14 protein-coding genes are annotated in these 14444 nt (G+C 61.2%); 11 read left to right on the forward strand and 3 right to left on the reverse strand.

Annotation, left to right across the window (positions count from 1 at the left end):
- Positions 1 to 9: 9 nt before the first annotated feature.
- Both ispG and ACTNA2_RS01420 read left to right on the forward strand, forming a co-directional pair.
- On the forward strand, positions 10 to 1092 hold the full coding sequence (ispG, locus tag ACTNA2_RS01415) for a flavodoxin-dependent (E)-4-hydroxy-3-methylbut-2-enyl-diphosphate synthase (protein WP_441048379.1): 1083 nt from the start codon (positions 10 to 12) through the stop codon (positions 1090 to 1092).
- Complete coding sequence (locus ACTNA2_RS01420) at positions 1093 to 2814, forward strand: proline--tRNA ligase (protein ID WP_441048380.1); 1722 nt, start codon at positions 1093 to 1095, stop codon at positions 2812 to 2814.
- Between the two features lie 173 nt (positions 2815 to 2987).
- On the opposite strand, the gene ACTNA2_RS01425 is transcribed toward ACTNA2_RS01420, so the two are convergent.
- Together ACTNA2_RS01425 and adhE are read right to left on the reverse strand one after the other, a co-directional pair.
- Positions 2988 to 3752, reverse strand: a complete 765-nt coding sequence (locus tag ACTNA2_RS01425; RefSeq protein ID WP_154516259.1) for an aminoglycoside phosphotransferase family protein — start codon at positions 3750 to 3752, stop codon at positions 2988 to 2990.
- 87 nt (positions 3753 to 3839) lie between these two features.
- A complete protein-coding gene (gene adhE / locus ACTNA2_RS01430) occupies positions 3840 to 6488 on the reverse strand; it encodes a bifunctional acetaldehyde-CoA/alcohol dehydrogenase (RefSeq protein ID WP_154516260.1) in 2649 nt (882 codons plus the stop codon).
- A 233-nt stretch (positions 6489 to 6721) separates the two neighbouring features.
- Between adhE and ACTNA2_RS01435 the strand changes: the two genes are divergently transcribed.
- On the forward strand, positions 6722 to 7165 hold the full coding sequence (locus ACTNA2_RS01435; RefSeq protein WP_441048381.1) for a hypothetical protein: 444 nt from the start codon (positions 6722 to 6724) through the stop codon (positions 7163 to 7165).
- A 196-nt stretch (positions 7166 to 7361) separates the two neighbouring features.
- Here the strand turns inward: ACTNA2_RS01435 and rpmB are convergent, their stop codons facing one another.
- Positions 7362 to 7550, reverse strand: coding sequence for a 50S ribosomal protein L28 (rpmB, locus tag ACTNA2_RS01440; protein ID WP_022094725.1), 189 nt, complete (start codon positions 7548 to 7550; stop codon positions 7362 to 7364).
- A 450-nt stretch (positions 7551 to 8000) separates the two neighbouring features.
- Between rpmB and pyrR the strand changes: the two genes are divergently transcribed.
- From pyrR to gmk, 8 genes are all read left to right on the forward strand, one after another.
- The gene (gene pyrR / locus ACTNA2_RS01445; RefSeq protein ID WP_138374176.1) at positions 8001 to 8585 is read left to right on the forward strand and encodes a bifunctional pyr operon transcriptional regulator/uracil phosphoribosyltransferase PyrR; all 585 of its coding nucleotides are present in this window, start codon (positions 8001 to 8003) and stop codon (positions 8583 to 8585) included.
- A gap of 4 nt (positions 8586 to 8589) precedes the next feature.
- Entirely contained in the window at positions 8590 to 9534 is a 945-nt protein-coding gene (locus ACTNA2_RS01450; protein WP_035138537.1) for an aspartate carbamoyltransferase catalytic subunit, read from the forward strand.
- Positions 9518 to 10807: a dihydroorotase gene (locus ACTNA2_RS01455; RefSeq protein ID WP_427717534.1), complete on the forward strand. Its 1290-nt coding sequence runs from the start codon at positions 9518 to 9520 to the stop codon at positions 10805 to 10807. Before ACTNA2_RS01450 ends, ACTNA2_RS01455 begins: the two co-directional genes overlap by 17 nt.
- A gap of 116 nt (positions 10808 to 10923) precedes the next feature.
- Positions 10924 to 11691 carry a dihydroorotate dehydrogenase electron transfer subunit gene (locus ACTNA2_RS01460; protein WP_441048467.1) on the forward strand — a complete coding sequence of 256 codons (768 nt, stop codon included), beginning with the start codon at positions 10924 to 10926 and terminating at the stop codon, positions 11689 to 11691.
- Between the two features lie 14 nt (positions 11692 to 11705).
- Positions 11706 to 12614, forward strand: a complete 909-nt coding sequence (locus ACTNA2_RS01465) for a dihydroorotate dehydrogenase (RefSeq protein WP_427717595.1) — start codon at positions 11706 to 11708, stop codon at positions 12612 to 12614.
- Entirely contained in the window at positions 12608 to 13324 is a 717-nt protein-coding gene (pyrF, locus tag ACTNA2_RS01470) for an orotidine-5'-phosphate decarboxylase (protein WP_441048382.1), read from the forward strand. The genes ACTNA2_RS01465 and pyrF overlap by 7 nt, the downstream gene beginning before the upstream one ends.
- 240 nt (positions 13325 to 13564) lie before the next feature.
- Positions 13565 to 13873 carry an integration host factor, actinobacterial type gene (gene mihF / locus ACTNA2_RS01475; RefSeq protein WP_006236130.1) on the forward strand — a complete coding sequence of 103 codons (309 nt, stop codon included), beginning with the start codon at positions 13565 to 13567 and terminating at the stop codon, positions 13871 to 13873.
- Complete coding sequence (gene gmk, locus ACTNA2_RS01480) at positions 13874 to 14443, forward strand: guanylate kinase (RefSeq protein WP_370450596.1); 570 nt, start codon at positions 13874 to 13876, stop codon at positions 14441 to 14443.
- The last annotated feature ends 1 nt before the right edge of the window (position 14444 follow it).

Genomic DNA, 14444 nt, shown 5'->3' on the forward strand with positions numbered 1-14444 from the left:
GTGTTTGGATTGTCTTTATCCCATCCTTTGCCTCGCGAGTTGACGCGCCCCGTGCATGTGGGCGGCGTGCAGATCGGTGGAGGCGCGCCGGTGGCGGTCCAATCCATGACCTGCACCGATACCGCTGATACCCAGGCAACGCTTGCGCAAGTGTGCGCGTTGGCGCAGGCTGGCTGCGATATCGTGCGCGTGAGCGTGCCCACCGAGGCCGCGCTTGAGGGTTTCCGCACCATCTGCGCCGAGTCTCCGGTGCCGATCGTTGCCGACATCCACTTTAACCATAAGCTCGCCATTGGTGCCGTTGAGGCCGGTGCTGCCAAGCTGCGCATCAATCCCGGCAATATCGGCGATTGGGCCAAGGTTGACGCGGTGATCGATGCTGCGGGTGCCGCGGGCTGTGCGATTCGTATCGGCGTCAATGCTGGTTCGCTTGAGCAGGATATCGCTGAGCGCGACGACCTCACGCAGCCCGAAAAGCTCGTGATGTCGAGCGAACGTTTTGTCAAGCATTTTGAAGACCGCGGCTTTACGAACATTGTGCTTTCGGCCAAGGCCCATAGCGTGCAGACGACGCTCGACACCTATCGTGCCCTGTCGCGTGAGATTCCCCACGTTCCGCTCCACCTGGGCGTAACCGAGGCGGGCACCACGCTGCAGGGTACCATCAAGAGCTCGGTGGGCCTTGGCATCCTACTGTCCGAGGGAATCGGTGACACCATGCGCGTTTCGCTCACGGCCGATCCGGTTGAGGAGCCGCCGGTCGCCTGGGGAATTTTGCAGTCGCTGGGCCTGCGTCGCCGCGGCCCCGAGATTGTCTCGTGCCCCACGTGCGCCCGCTGTCAGGTTAACCTGATCGCAATCGCCGAGGAAGTAACCGAGCGGCTTAAGAACTATGCCGCGCCGCTTTCGATTGCCGTCATGGGATGTGCCGTCAATGGCCCCGGTGAGGCTTCTGATGCCGACCTGGGCGTTGCCTGCGGACGTGGTCAGGGCCTGCTCTTTTCGCACGGCCAGATCATTGGTAAAGTAGCGGAGGACCAAATTGTCGACGCGCTTATGGCCGAGGTCGACAAGCTTATTGAGGAGAAATAAATGACCCGACCAATGTATATGTCTAAGCTGTATGCTCCGACGCTCAAAGAGGATCCGGCCGACGCTGAGCTTGCGAGCCATCGCCTGCTGCTCCGTGCCGGTATGATCCGCAAGGAGGCCGCCGGTCTCTATTCCTATCTGCCGCTCGCGTGGCGCTCGATTCGCAAGATTGAGAACATCGTGCGCGACGAGATGGACGCCGCCGGTGCCCAGGAGCTCATGATGCCCATCATGGTCGATGCCGAGCTGTGGCGTGAGTCCGGCCGTATCGATGCCTATGGCAAGGAGCTCGTGCGCTTTGATGACCGCCACGGCCGCGAGTTCGTGCTCGGCCCCACGCACGAGGAGACCGTGACTGCCCTGGTGCGCAACGAGCTGCGTTCATACAAGCAACTGCCGGTGAATCTCTATCACATCCAAGACAAGTTCCGCGACGAGTTCCGTCCCCGCTTTGGCCTGATGCGCGGTCGCGAGTTCATCATGAAAGACGCCTACAGCTTTTCTGCCACGCAGGAGAGCCTGCAGGAGGAGTATGACAAGATGAAGCAGGCCTACGCCAATATCTGCGAGCGCTGCTACATTAAGGCCCTGCCCGTCGTCGCCGATTCCGGCGAGATCGGTGGCGACACCTCCGTCGAGTTCATGGCGCTGGCAGATGCCGGCGAGGCTTCGCTGGTCTACTGCGACGATTGTGGCTTTGCTGCCGATGACGAGGCGGCAAGCACCAAGGTCGTTGTGACCGAGGGCCCCGGCGACGGCACGCTCACCAAGGTCGAGACTCCGGGTATGGGCACCATCGAGGCCGTCGCCAAGTTCTTCGGCTTCCCCGAGAACGGTACGCGCAAGTCGCTGGCTCTCATCGACGCCGAGGGCAAGCCGGTTGTGGCCATCGTTCCGGGCGATCATGAGCTCAACGACTGCAAGGCCGAGCATGTCTTTGGCAAGGGCTATCGCATGATGACCGACGAGGAGCTCCAGACCTACGGTCTGCATAAGGGCTTTATCGGACCGGTTAACCTGCCCGAGGGCATTCGTCTGGTCTGCGACGAGAGCCTGCGCGAGTCCAAGCAGTGGGCCTGCGGTGCCAACGAAGTCGACTATCACTTTACCGGTGCCTGCCCCGAGCGCGACTTTACCGTCGACGAGTGGGCCGACCTGGTTACCGTCGTTGCCGGCGACCCTTGCCCGCACTGCGGCAAGCCGCTCTCCGCTGCTCGCGGCATCGAGGTTTCCCAGGTCTTCCAGCTGGGCACCAAGTACTCCGAGGCCATGGGTGCCACCTTTATGGACGAGGACGGCAAGGAGAAGCCGCTTATCATGGGTTGCTACGGCGTGGGCGTTTCCCGCTCGCTCGCTGCCGTCGTGGAGCAGCACAACGACGAGCACGGTATCGTTTGGCCGGTCTCCGTTGCCCCGTACGAGGTTGCGGTGATTCCGCTCGACCCCAAGAAGGAGGAGTGCGCTTCTGTTTGCGATCAAATCGTCGAGGGTCTGTGCGCCGAGGGTATCGAGGTTGTCGTAGACGACCGTGACGAGCGTCCCGGCTTTAAGTTTGCCGACAACGACCTTATGGGCTTCCCTTATCAGGTGGTGCTCGGCAAGCGCGGCCTTAAGAACGGCACCGTCGAGCTCAAGGATCGTGCCACGGGCGAGCGCGAGGATGTGGCGATCGATGAGGTTGTCGCCAAGGTCGCTGAGCTTGTGAAAGCAGCACGCCGTTAATCGAGCCCGCTGCGTTTAGTGCACTTGTTAAGCGGCCCTGCGTCTCTCGAGGTAGAGATGCAGGGCCGCTTTTGCGTCTAAGGGACAGTTGTTGCTAAAAGGAAAACCCCGCAGCCCATGCGAGCTGCGGGGTTTTCCTTTGTGCCTCCGATGCGAAATAAATCGCTCAGATATTACTGATAATCGACGACGTCGATCCAGTTCTTAAGGAACTCATCGTTCACGTTGCGCTTACGAGCGAGCTCGGAAGCGGCAACGATGCTCGTCCACTGACGCACGACCTGCATGGGCATGTCGGCGCGATCGCAGTAGAGCTCCAGGTAGGCCTCGGCCTGGTCCTTGCTGTTGAGGGCAAAGAGCAGGTAGGTGGTGGCAACGTCGGCAGCAGGGGAGCCCTGGGTGGCGTGTGCCCAGTCGCAGACGTACAGCTGGCCGTCGTCGCCAACGATGACGTTGGAGGGGTTGAAGTCGCCGTGGCAGACCTTGAACTCCTTGGTCATGCCGTCCAGACGCTCCTGAAGGTTGTAGCGCGTGGTGGCATTGAGCTGATCGAGGCTGTCGATCATGCGGGCGAACTTGTCGCGCTGACGGTTGAGCAGCGGGGAGGTGTAGCCGTGGATCTCGATCTGGAGGTCGACGAACATCTCGAGGTACTCACCAAAGCGCTGGGGCTCGGCAGTCATCTTCTCGGCAAGGGTGGTGCCCGGAACCTTCTCGGTCACGAGCGCCCAGCCGTTGGCGTTCTCGAGCTGAGAAACCTCGAGAGCCTTGGGGCTGCGGATGCCGCACTCATTGATGCGGGCAAGATTCAAAGCCTCGTTGAACACGTCGGAGACGGGCTTGGTCTCGTTAAAGACCTTGACGATCTTGTCGCCCAGGTCGTAAACGACTTTGTTGCCGCGACGGACGAGCTCGGTCTTGGATTCGGGGAGCAGCATGATTGCATCCTTTCAACGATGCGATAGAAGCGGCGGCGGGGGCGTGCGTGCGCCCGTTCACCCCCGCCGAAATAACCGTGCTAAAAACTAGCAGACGGCGTAGTCCTGGGGCTCGCGGCCATAGTAGGCGTCCAGGTAGAGCTCCTTGATCTCGCTCATGAGCGGGTAGCGCGGGTTAGCGCCGGTGCACTGGTCGTTGAATGCCTGCTCGGTCATCTCGTCGAGGGTGTCGAGGAAGTACTGCTCGTCAACACCGTAGTCGGCGATGGTCTTCTTGACACCGATGAAGTCCTTGAGCTCCTCGAGCTTCGTGATGAAGTTCTCGAAGACCTCCTTGTCGTCCTTGCCCTCGATGCCGCAGTACTTGGCCATCTCGGCGTAGTTGTGCAGCGCGTTGGGGTAAGGATACTGGGAGAACGTGCCCATCTTGACGGGGGCCTCGGCGGCGTTGTAGCGCATGACGCGAGTCAGGATGATGGCGTTGGCGATGCCGTGGGGCAGGTGATGGAAGGCACCGAGCTTGTGGGCCATGGAGTGGTTGAGGCCCAGGAAGGCGTTGGCGAAGGCCATACCGGCCATGCAGGAGGCGTTGTGCATCTCCTCGCGGGCATGCGGGTCCTTGGCGCCGTTTTCGAAGCTGGAGGGCAGGTTCTCGAAGACGAGCTTGGCAGCGCGCTCGGAGAGGCCCTTGGTGTAGTCGGAGGCCATGATGGAGACATAGGACTCGATGGCGTGGGTCATGACGTCGATGCCGGAGGCGGCGGTCAGGCCGCGCGGGGCGGTCATGCAGTTGTCGGCGTCAACGATAGCCATGTTGGGGAGCAGCGCGTAGTCGGCGAGCGGCCACTTGATGCCGGTCTCCTTGTCGGTGATGATGGCGAACGGCGTGCACTCGGAACCGGTGCCCGAAGAGGTCGGGACGGCGACGAAGTAGGCCTTCTTGCCCATCTCGGGGAAGGTGAAGATACGCTTGCGGATGTCCATGAAGTCCATGGCCATGTCCTCAAACTTGCACTCGGGGTGCTCGTACATCATCCACATGATCTTGCCGGCGTCCATAGCGGAGCCACCGCCGACGGCGATGATGACGTCCGGCTCAAAGAGAGCCATCTGCTTGGCGCCGCGACGTGCGCACTGCAGCGACGGATCGGGCTCGACGTCGTAGAAGCAGTCGTGGGCGATGCCCATCTCGTCGAGCTTGGCCTCGATGGCGCGGGTGTTGCCATTCTTGAAGAGGAACTGGTCGGTGACGATAAAGGCGCGCTTCTTGCCCATGACGCTGCCCAGCTCGTCGAGAGCGACGGGCGTGGAACCCTTCTTGAAGTAGACCTTCTCGGGAGCGCGGAACCACAGCATGTTCTCACGGCGCTCGGCCACAGTCTTAACGTTGATCAAGTGCTTCACCCCAACGTTCTCGGAGACGGAGTTGCCGCCCCAGGAGCCGCAGCCCAGGGTCAGAGACGGCTTCATGCCAAAGTTGTACAGGTCACCGATGCCGCCGTGCGAGGACGGGGTGTTGATGACGATACGGCAGGCCTTCATGACATGCTCGAACAGGCTGATCTTCTCGGCCTGGGCGGGATGCACGTACAGAGAGGCGGTGTGGCCCGGGCCACCGGCGAGTACCAGGTGCTCGGCCTTGTCGACGGCCTCCTGGAAGTCCTTGGCGTGATACATGGCCAGGACAGGGGAGAGCTTCTCGTGGGAGAACTCCTCCTTGGCGGGGTCGGTGGAGGTGACCTCGGCGATCAGGATCTTGGTCTTGGCGGGAACCTCGATACCGGCGAGTTCGGCGATCTTGGCGGCAGCCATGCCGGGGATGCGGTGATCGAGAGCACCGTTCTTGAACATGGCGCCGCGCAGGGCCTCCATCTCGGCACCCTGCTTGACGAAGTAGCAGCCGCGCTTCTGGAATTCGGCCTTAACCTGGTCATAGATGGTGTCGATGACGGTCACGGACTGCTCGGAGGCGCAGATCATGCCGTTGTCGAAGGTCTTGGAGTGGATGATGGAGTTGACGGCGAGCAGCACGTCGGCGGTGTCGTCGATGACGACCGGGGTGTTACCGGCGCCAACGCCCAGGGCGGGCTTGCCCGAGGAGTAGGCGGCCTTGACCATGCCCGGGCCACCGGTGGCGAGGATGATGTCGACATCGCGCATGACCATGTTGGTCAGCTCGATGGAGGGGACATCGACCCAGCCGATGATGCCCTCGGGGGCGCCGGCCTTGACGGCGGCGTCAAGCACGAGCTTGGCGGCGGCGATGGTGCACTTGGCGGCAGCCGGGTGCGGGGAGATGATGATGGCGTTGCGGGTCTTCAGGCTGATCAGCGTCTTGAAGATCGCGGTGGAGGTGGGGTTGGTCGTCGGGATGACGGCGCCCACGATGCCGATGGGCTCAGCGATCTTGGTGATGCCGTAGGCCTCGTCGCGCTCAATGACACCACAGGTCTTGGTGTTCTTGTAAGCGTTGTAGATGTACTCTGCGGCATAGTGGTTCTTGATGACCTTGTCCTCAAGAACGCCGCGACCGGTCTCCTCGATGGCCATCTTCGCCAGCGGGATACGAGCCTTGTTGGCGGCCATGGCGGCCTCGTAGAAGATCTTGTCGACCTGCTCCTGCGTGTACGTAGCAAAAAGCGCCTGGGCCTCTCGCATCTGAGCGAGCTTAGCCTCAAGCGCCTCTACGTTGTCCACAATTGCGGGAGTAGTGTTTTCCGGTGACTTTTTCACCATTTGTGTCTCCTTGCGATCGGAGATTTACCCTACGTGTTGCATGATAGCAAGAAATTATTCGGCGAACGGTAAGATTCCCGTAAAAGGCACACTAAAACGCTTCAATCTACTGAAGCGTTTTAATTAAAAATATCAGCCTTGCATCGGCCCGCTCATTGGGGACAGACTTATATGAGTGCTTTCACTCATTTGGGACAGACATAGTTTTGCCATTTCGCTGTTCTGGACCTGTTATGGCGGTGCAGCTGCTCGATTATATCCATCTCAATCCTGTGAAAGGTTCGCTCGACTCACTCGAGGCGTACCGATGGTCAAGCTTCAAGGCATATCAGCTGGGCTACGATCCCTTTGACATTTGTGATGCGGCCCCTATGCTCGATATTGTCGGAGGCTCCCGTTGCTATTGCGAACATCTCAAGGAAGCTGCCGGGCGCACTTGGTCGGTGGAGGTTCTTCCACGCCGTCGGATCCCCGATGAGGAGGCCCTTTCCGTTGCGCGCGAAGTCCTGCCGAGCATAGATCCTACGCTGCTTAAGGCCCTGCCACGCCCCGAACGCGATGCCTGCCTGCTGAGGCTCCGGCAGGCACATCTCACGGTCAAGCAAATTGCCCGTATCACCGGTATCGGCGCTACAAGTGTGACCAAGGCCACCGCGGGCTGGAAGGAAGCTGCGTGAGGCAGGGGCCGGAGCTAGTCGGGGCGCCGCAGACATGCATCATGTCTGTCCCCAATGAGTGAAAACACCCATGTAAGTCTGTCCCCAATGAGTGCAAAAAGGCGCCCTCCACAAGAGAGGACGCCTTTGGTAAGTTCTATGTGAACGCGAGGTCTTTGACCCGGAGAGTCCGAGGTACTTGTTGGTAAGACCTTATTTAGGAGCGCGCAACCTTGCCAGACTTAAGGCAGGTGGAGCAAACGTTCATCTTGCGACGGTGACCATCGACGACGACGTAGACACGCTGGATGTTGGGGCGGAACTTACGGTTGGTGACGCGGTGAGAGTGGCTGATGGAGCGACCGGCAACGGGGTGCTTACCGCAAACTTCGCAAACTTTGGACATAACTGACCCTCCTTGGGCGACAAACGAACATGTCGCGTTAACAAACAAGCCTGAACTATAGCACAGAAGCAGCTCCCTGTGCGTAATCTACACAGAGATATTTCTCTTATGGCGATAGTGCCCACGCTACGGCCCTGGACGTAGATCCGATTTGCGTGTAGCAGAGGGGATTATGCCAGCTCGCATCGACGTTTTCAAGCTTGTCCCGCAAATATATATAGGTTTATGGAGCGTTGAGTCCGTTTGCGGATTGCTCCGTATTAATGCTCGCAATTAAGCTCGGGGTTGGCTACACTATCCCTTGACCATTAAAGGGGTACGAGATACCCACATGGATTTATATTGCTGCCATAGAGCAGTTCTTCCTGTGGGTGTCTGGTCCGCTTTGAGCGGTCGGGCATCTATTTTTTTGACTGTATCAGCAGTCAAGACATGTGAGGAAGGAGATCGATGGGCACGACTTCCCCCAAGGCGGTCATCATGGACGAGACCGCCGTCAACCGAGCGATGACCCGCATCGCGCACGAGATTCTCGAGCGCAACGAGGGCTGTGAAGACCTCGCTCTGGTCGGCATCGTCACGCGCGGCGACCTTCTGGCAAAGAAGCTCGCCGAGGCGATCAAGGAGATCGAGGGTGTTGACGTTCCGCTCGGCAGCCTGGACATCAGCTTCTATCGCGATGACTATGCGACTAACTTCGCTCCCGCGATCCACGCTACCAACATTCCCTTCAGCGTCGACGGCAAGCGCGTCGTTTTGGTGGACGACATCCTGTACACGGGCCGCACCATCCGCGCCGCTCTGGACGCCGTTATGGACCTGGGCCGTCCGAGCCGCATCGAGCTGGCAGTTCTCGTTGACCGCGGTCACCGCGAGCTCCCTATCTCGCCGGACTTTGTCGGCAAGAACGTTCCCTCGTCGCACGAGGAGAACGTGCACCTATATATGAAGGAAGTCGACGGCCGTACCGCTGTCGAGATCAACGACGTCGCGCCGGGTTCCCACGTGGGCTCCGCGCCGCTGGGAGGTGAGTAGTACCGTGGCGTTCAATCATAAGCACCTGATCGACATTACCGAGTACTCCGAAGAGGACATCAAGCTCATCCTCGAGACCGCCAAGGCGTTCTCCGAGGTCAACGAGCGTGCCATCAAGAAGGTCCCCACGCTCAAGGGCAAGACCATCGTCAATATGTTCAACGAGCCCTCGACGCGTACCCGCAGCTCCTTCGAGCTCGCCGAGAAGCGTCTTTCGGCCGACAGCCTCAACTTTGGCGGCTCCTCGACCTCCACGGTCAAGGGCGAGAGCCTCGTCGATACTGTCGAGACGCTCAACGCCTACAAGATCGACTGCATCGTCGTGCGCGACAAACATGCCGGTGCTCCCTACATCGTCACGCAGAATTCGCCTGCGAGTGTTATCTGCGCCGGTGACGGTAAGCACAACCACCCCACGCAGGCTCTGCTCGACCTGTACACAATCTGGGAGCACAAGGGTGACTTCCATGGTCTGAAAGTCGCCGTCGTCGGCGACATCGCCCACTCCCGCGTCTGCGGCTCGCTGATCCCCGCGTTGAAGATCATGGGCTGCGAGACCTACGCCGTCGCCCCCGGCACGCTGCTGCCGCCGGCGCCCGAGGTTCTGGGCTGCGACCACGTGACGAGCGACCTCGATTCCGTCCTGCCCGAGCTGGACGTCGTCTACATGCTGCGCGTACAGCAGGAGCGCCTCGAGGGTGCCCCGTTCCCGACCATTCGCGAGTACCACAAGCTCTTCGGCCTGACCAAGGACCGTGAGAAGCTCATGAAGCCCGACGCGATCATTTGCCACCCGGGCCCCATCAACCGCGGCGTCGAGTTCGACTCCTATATGGCCGACCACCCGCAACGCTCCGTCATCCTGGAGCAGGTCTACGCCGGTATCTGCGTGCGTATGGCTATCCTGTATCTGCTGCTTGGAGGTGCCGATAATGGCCTTGCTTCTTAAGAATGCCCACGTCGTCGATCCGTCCGTCGAGCTTGACGGGGTCGTTGACGTCCTGATCGACGGCGACAAGATCGCCGAGGTCGGCGAGAACCTCGCCGCCGAGGGAGCCGAGGTCCGCGACCTTTCCGGTAAGTACCTTGTCCCTGGCCTGGTGGACATGCACGTCCACCTGCGCGAGCCCGGCTACGAGGTCAAAGAGGACATCGAGAGCGGCACCCGCGCAGCTGCCAAGGGCGGCTTCACTGGCGTGTGCGCCATGCCCAACACCGACCCCGTTACCGATAACGGTACCGTTGTTGAGTTCATCAAGTCCCGCGCTGCCGAGGTCGGCCACTGCCGCGTTTATCCTTCCGGCGCCATGACCCGCGGTCTTAAGGGCGAGGCTATGTCCGAGATGGGCGATATGGTCGCCCACGGCGCCGTCGCCTTCACCGACGACGGTCGCGGCGTGCAGGGTGCAGGCATGCTCCGTCGCTGCATGGACTACGGCAAGATGTTCGGCAAGGTCTTCATGAGCCATTGCCAGGACGAGGACCTGGTCGGCCACGGCCAGATCAACGAGGGCAAGGTTTCGACTCGTCTGGCCCTCGAGGGCTGGCCGGCTGCCGGCGAGGAGCTCCAGATCGCCCGCGACATCGAGATCGCAAAACTGACCGGTGCCAAGCTGCACATCCAGCACATCTCCACCGCCCATGGCCTGGAGCTCGTGCGTGCCGGCAAGGCCGCTGGCGTTCAGGTTACCTGCGAGGCCACCCCGCATCACATGTTCCTGACCGAGAACGACCTGGACGAGACCTACAACACCTCGCTCAAGGTTAACCCGCCGCTGCGTACCGACGAGGATGCCGAGGCCATCCGCCAGGGTGTCATCGACGGCACCGTCGACGTCATCGTCACCGATCACGCTCCCCACACGCCGTGGGAGAAAGCCCGTGAGTTCGAGCTCGCGCCCTTTGGCATGATCGGCCTCGAGACCTCGCTGTCGCTCGTGCTCACCGAGCTGGTCAACACGGGCAAGATGGGTATGGGCCGCATGGTCGAGCTCATGGCTATTAAGCCGCGTGAGATCCTGGGCCTTGATCAGGTTCAGGTCAAGGCGGGCTCTGTTGCCGACCTGACCGTCTTCGACGCGTCTGTCACCTGGACGGTCGGCGAGGACGGTTACGAGTCGCGCGCCGAGAACTCCGGTTTTGCCGGCCGCACGCTCACCGGTCGTGCCACCGATGTGTTTGTCGGCGGTAAACAGACGCTTGCCGACGGCTGCATCTGCTAGCATAGCCTTATCGCTTTTGCGCGCGGTGCCCTTGCGGTGCCGCGCTTTCTGTTCGTTTGGTCCATGCAACTGCATGGGGGATTGGAGCGTCTATGCCCACACCTTCCACTGCACGCATGCACGACTTCGAGGTCGTCTCGAACCAGGAGATCGCCGACGGCATCTTCTCGCTCGTTATTTCGGCCCCCAAGCTTGCAAGTGCGCTCAAGCCCGGTCAGTTTGTGAACATCGCCGTGCCCGGCGATGCCTCTTCGCTGCTTCGCGTGCCCTTGAGCTTCTATCGCTCTGACGCCGAGGCCGGTACCGTCGAGCTGTGGTACGCCGTCGTGGGCGACGACACCCGTCGTCTGTCGCAGATGGGCCCCGGCTCCAAGTCCAACCTGTTGGGCCCTGGCGGCCGCGGCTGGCTGGTACCCGAGGGCACCAGGAAGGCGCTGCTCGTGGCGGGCGGCATCGGTGTTCCGCCCGTGCTGTGCCTCGCTGGCATGCTTGCCGAGCAGGGCGTGGCCGTTGACGTGTGCCTGGGTTTTGGCACTGCGTCCAAGGTCGTGGGCGTCGATGAGTTCCGCGCGCTGGGAGCCGCGGTCAACGTGTGCACCGACGACGGCTCGTTGGGTACGCACGGCTTTTGCACCGATCCTGCCGCTGAGCTGCTCGGCAAGGGCGGTTACGACTACGTCGCCAGCTGTGGTCCCGCCCCTATGATGAAGAAAGTCGCCGCCGCTGCCGCCGAGGCCGGCGCGTACTGCGAGGTGTCGCTCGAGCGCATGATGAGCTGTGGCTTTGGCGCCTGCAACACCTGCAATGTCGAGACGGTCGACGGTATGAAGGGTGCCTGCATGTGCGGCCCCGTGTTTGATGCTTCCAAGGTGGTGGTCTTCTAGTGGGTACCGTGAACATGTCCGTCGATTTCGGCGGCGTCAAGATGCAGAACCCCATCAACACCGCAGCCGGTACCTTTGGCTACGGTTGGCAGTTCCAGAACTTCTTTGATGTCTCCCAGCTGGGTGCCATCACCACCAAGGGTTGCGCTGCCGAGCCCTGGCCCGGCAATCCTGCACCCCGCATGGCCGAGATCCCCGGCGGCATGATCAATTCCGTGGGCCTGCAGAACCCCGGTGTGGCCGCTTTCGCCCGCGAGTCCGGTCCGTGGCTCGAGCAGCTCTCCAAGGACGGTTGCCAGGTCATCTGCCAGGTTGCCGGTCACTCCGTTGATGAGTTCGTGCGCGCGCTCGAGATGTATGTCGAGCTGTGCCCCTGGGCTGCCGGCTATGAGATCAACGTGAGCTGCCCCAACATTGCCGCCGGCGGTGCCGCCATGGGCTCCACGCCCGAGGGCGCCTCTTCCGTTATGGCTGCCTGCCGCAAGGTGACCGATAAGCCGCTGTTCGTTAAGATGGCTCCGGTCAACGTCGCCGAGATCGCCCGCGCCCTCGAGGCTGCCGGCGCCGACGGCCTTTCGGTCATCAACTCCATCCAGGGCATGGCCATTGACGTGCACACCCGCAAGTCCCGTGTGGCCAAGCCCAAGGGCGGCCTTTCGGGCCCGCTGTGCCACCACATCGCCGTGCGCATGGTCTGGGAGGTCGCCCAGGCCGTCGATATCCCCATCAACGGTGTCGGCGGTGTCATGACCGGCGAGGATGCGGCCGAGTTTATCCTGGCCGGCGCCACCTGCGTGTCGGTCGGCATGGCCAACTTCGTCGACCCGTGTGCTTCGCTTAAGATCGCGCACGAGCTCGAGGCCTGGGCGGAGTCCCAGGGCGTAAAGGACATCAACGAGCTGGTAGGTGCGTTCGAATGCTAGAGACCGATGCCCGCGACCGTGTTATCGTTGCCCTCGACTGCGACCGTGAGCGCGCACTCGAGCTCGCTCACGAGCTTTCGGGCCATGCCGCCTGGCTCAAGGTGGGCATGACGCTCTATTACGCCGAGGGTCCCGAGATCGTCAAGACGTTCAAGGATTTGGGCTTTAAGGTCTTCCTCGACCTCAAGTTCCATGACATTCCGCATCAGGTGCGCGGTGCCGTTCGCTCGGCCTCGCTTGCCGGTGCCGACCTGCTCTCGGTCCACGGCTTGGGTTCGGGCGCCATGCTCGCTGCCTGCCGCGAGGGTGCCGAGGAGGCGCGCGAGGACCGCGCCAAGCTCGTCGCCATCACCGTACTTACGAGCATGAATCAGGATGCGCTGGCGGAGATCGGCGTCGAGTCGCCCGTGGCCGAGGAGGCCGCTCGCCTGGCAAAGCTCGCTCAGGCCAACGGCATCGACGGTATCGTGTGCTCGCCGATGGAGGCTCACGACATGCGTGAGCTGCTCGGCCCCGACGCGCTGATCGTGACTCCGGGTGTGCGTCCGGTGGGTGCCGCCCTGGGCGATCAATCCCGTGTGGCGACACCTTCCCAGGCTATCGAGCGCGGTGCGAGCCACATCGTGGTGGGCCGTCCTATTACCGGCTCCGACGATCCGGTTGCGGCCTTTGACGCCATCGTCGCCGAGCTGGTCGAAAACGTCGCGTAAAAGATTCCCTCAAGTCACCACTTTTGGGTCTTATTAGCACAAATTAGCCCTTGTGCCTGCGAAAACTTTCCCATCCTTTGTGTGGAATCACAGGTCAGGGGCTCAACTTTGACCTCCGTATATTGCACTTTTCGCAGGTATCGTCTAACCTATGGAGCCGTCGATTGGGCATTTAGTGCGTTTGACGTGCTAAAATGCCAATTATTGCATCAGATATAACCCAACTATTTGGAGGTTCGAATGGCACTCCCTCAGCTTACCGACGAGCAGCGTAAGCAGGCTCTTGAGAAGGCTGCCGCCGCACGTCACGCCCGCGCTGAGCTTCGCGAGCAGATCAAGAAGGGCGAGAAGTCTCTCGAGTCCGTGCTCAACTCCGATGACCCCATCGCTTCCCGCATGAAGGTTTCCACCCTCATCGAGTCTCTGCCCGGTTATGGCAAGGCCAAGGCCGCCAAGATCATGGAGGAGCTCGGCATCTCCGCTACCCGTCGCGTCCAGGGCCTCGGCGTCCGTCAGCGCGAGCAGCTCCTCGAGCAGCTGACCAAATAAGTGAGCGCTCAGGATTCAAAGCTCTTTGTGATTTCTGGACCGTCAGGTGCAGGCAAGGGCACGCTCGTCACTCGTGTGCGCGAGCGCCGCTCGAACCTGGGCCTGACGGTTTCGGCTACCACGCGAGCGCCACGTAAAGGTGAGGTCGACGGCGTCAACTACTTTTTCCTGACGCGCGAGGAGTTCGACCGCCGCGTGGCAAACGGTGAGTTTGTTGAGTGGGCCGAGGTCCACGGTAACTGCTACGGCACGTTGGTGAGCGAGGTCGCATCCAAGCTCGCCTCTGGCTCGTCTCTGATTTTGGAGATTGATGTCCAGGGTGCCCTGCAGGTCAAGGAGCGTTTCCCCGAGGCCGTGTTGATCTTTATCAAGCCGCCTTCGCTTGAGGTGTTACGCGATCGCCTGGTCGGTCGCGGTACCGAGACGCCCGAGACGATCGAGCTGCGTATGGCAAACGCCGCCGATGAACTTGCCCTTGCCGACCGCTACGACGACGTCGTGGTGAATGATGATCTCGACCGCGCGACCGATGAACTCGTTCGCGTTCTCGATATGCATGAAAGGATCTGAG

It is taken from the genome of Collinsella sp. HCP28S3_E9, from assembly GCF_052065455.1.
Classification (GTDB): Bacteria; Actinomycetota; Coriobacteriia; order Coriobacteriales; family Coriobacteriaceae; genus Collinsella.